Origin of the sequence: Pedococcus sp. (genome assembly GCF_036554925.1) — a bacterium.
Taxonomy (GTDB): domain Bacteria; phylum Actinomycetota; class Actinomycetes; order Actinomycetales; family Dermatophilaceae; genus Pedococcus_A.
In genome coordinates this window covers 1-2,222 of sequence record NZ_DATBMI010000130.1, presented here as the reverse complement: position 1 = coordinate 2,222, position 2,222 = coordinate 1, and the positions used below count along the sequence as shown (strand labels likewise).

The following is a 2,222-nucleotide window of genomic DNA, read 5'->3' as shown; positions in this document are numbered from 1 at the left end:
TACGGCCTGCTCGGGCCGAACGGCGCCGGGAAGACGACGACGATCCGGGTCGTGTGCGGTCTGCTGGCACCAGAGGCAGGCTCCGTCACGGTGGCGGGGCTTCCGGTGTCCGTCGCAGCCACGGAGGCCAAGGCACTGATCGGCTACGTGCCGCAGGAGATCTCGCTCTACCCCGACCTGACCGCACGGGAGAACCTGCGCTTCTTCGGGCGGCTGTACCGGCTCAGCGGGGCGCCGCTGCGCAAGCGGGTCGAGGAGGTCCTCGAGCTCATCGACCTGCGCGACCGGGGGGACGACCGCGTCGAGGCCTACAGCGGCGGGATGAAGCGGCGGCTCAACATCGGGGCCAGCCTGCTCCACCACCCCGAGCTGCTCGTGCTCGACGAGCCGACGGTCGGGGTCGACCCGCAGAGCCGGCACGCGATCATGGAGAGCATCTCCGCCCTGGGCGCCGAGGGCCTCGCCGTCCTCTACACGACCCACTACATGGAGGAGGCCGAGCGCCTCTGCGACCGCGTCGGCATCATCGACCACGGCCGGCTCATCGCGGAGGGGACCCACCGCGAGCTCGTCTCCAGGGTCGGCGAACGCGACCGGATCACGCTCTCGGCGACGGGGGCGCTCGGCCGCTTCGCGCAGACCTGCAGGGCGCTGCCGGGTATCGAGCAGGTCGACGTGGCCGACGCCACGGTCGTCCTGCTGGCCGCCGACGGTCGGGCGCTGCTCCCCCAGGTGCTCGCCGCATCGACCGCGGCCGGGGCCTCGGTGCGCTCGGTGACGATCGACGAGCCCGACCTCGAGGCGGTCTTCCTGCACCTGACCGGCACCGCGTTGCGGGAGTGACATGGGCGCCGTGCTGGCCATCGCCCTCAAGGACCTGCGGCAGCGCCTGCGGGACCGCTCGGCGCTGGTCCTCGGGATCGTGGCCCCGCTGGCGGTGGCCTGGCTCGTGAGCGCGGCCTTCGGCGGGATCCAGACATTCCGCATGGACGTCGCCGTCGTCGACCGGGACGGCGGGCCCGTCGCCGCGGCCTTCACCTCGTTCCTGCGGAGCCCCGACCTCACCGAGCTGCTGACCGTGCACGACGTCGGAGCCGAGCCGCAGGCCCGGGCGGACGTGGACGGGGGACGCCTCGACGCGGCGTTCGTGATCCCCGAGGGGTTCTCCGCCGGAGTCACGTCACCGGCCGCGGAGACGTCGGCCAGCCCGCTGACCGTCCTCGGCAGCGTGGACAGCTCGGTGGCGACCCAGGTCGCACGCTCGCTCGCCACGTCGTTCACGGCCCACCTCGACGCCGTGCGGCTCTCGGTGGGAACGGCCCTCGACGCCGGCGCCCCCGCCTCACAGACAGCGCGCCTCGCCGCGGCCGCGGCGGCGCTCGAGCCACCGGAGGTGGTCGTGCCGCAGTCCGCCGGCACGGCGCCCATCAGCACGATCAGCTACTACGCGCCCGCCATGGGGATCTTCTTCATGCTCTTCGCCATCGGGTTCGGGGCCCGGGGGTACTTCCTGGAGCGCTCGACGGGCACCATGGAGCGGCTGATGGCGGCGCCGGTCCGCCCCGGTGCCGTGATGCTGGGCAAGTCCCTCGCCACGTTCGCGTACGGCGTGGTGAGCCTGTCCACCGTCGCCGTCTTCACCAGCCTGGTCTTCGGTGCCGACTGGGGCCCGCCCCTGGCCGTCGCGGCCCTCGTGGTCGCGCTCAGCCTGGTGCTGGTGGGCCTGACCGCCCTGGTCATCGGCGCGTCGCGCAGTGAGCGTCAGGCCGAGGGCCTCGCGTCGATCCTCACGTTCGGCCTCGTGCTCCTCGGCGGGAACTTCGTCTTCATCAGCGCCGCACCGCGACTGCTCCGCTCGCTGTCGCTGGCCACCCCGAACGGCTGGGCGCTGCGCGCGTTCACCGACCTCGCCGGAGGCGCAGCGTGGACGGCCGTCGTCACCCCGGTCGCCGTGCTCCTGGCCTGGGCCGTGCTCGCCGGCGGGGTGGGCCTGCTGCTGCAGCGCAGGACGGCACTGCCGTGACCGCGCTCGCCCTCGCGGCCGCCGAGCTCCGCCGGGTCACCCGGGACCGCACGTTCCTGTTCTTCGCGGTGCTCCTGCCGGTCCTCATCATCCTGCTGATCGGAGTGACCATCTCGAGCAACACCGAGATCCGGGTCGGGGTGGTCGACGAGGGACCCTCTCCCCTGTCGTCGCGCCTCGGGCGTGCCCTCGACGCCGA

3 protein-coding genes are annotated in these 2,222 nt (G+C 73.2%); all 3 read left to right on the top strand.

All coding sequences use genetic code 11. From position 1 onward, the window contains the following. Positions 1-843, top strand: an 843-nt coding sequence (locus tag VIB11_RS10970) for an ABC transporter ATP-binding protein (protein WP_332031173.1), incomplete at its 5' end; no start/stop codon positions are given. Between the two features lies 1 nt (position 844). After that, positions 845-2,023 carry an ABC transporter permease gene (locus VIB11_RS10965; protein ID WP_332031171.1) on the top strand — a complete coding sequence of 393 codons (1,179 nt, stop codon included), beginning with the start codon at positions 845-847 and terminating at the stop codon, positions 2,021-2,023. After that, a partial coding sequence (locus VIB11_RS10960; RefSeq protein WP_332031169.1) for a hypothetical protein occupies positions 2,020-2,222 on the top strand: 203 nt, incomplete at its 3' end. The genes VIB11_RS10965 and VIB11_RS10960, both read left to right, overlap by 4 nt.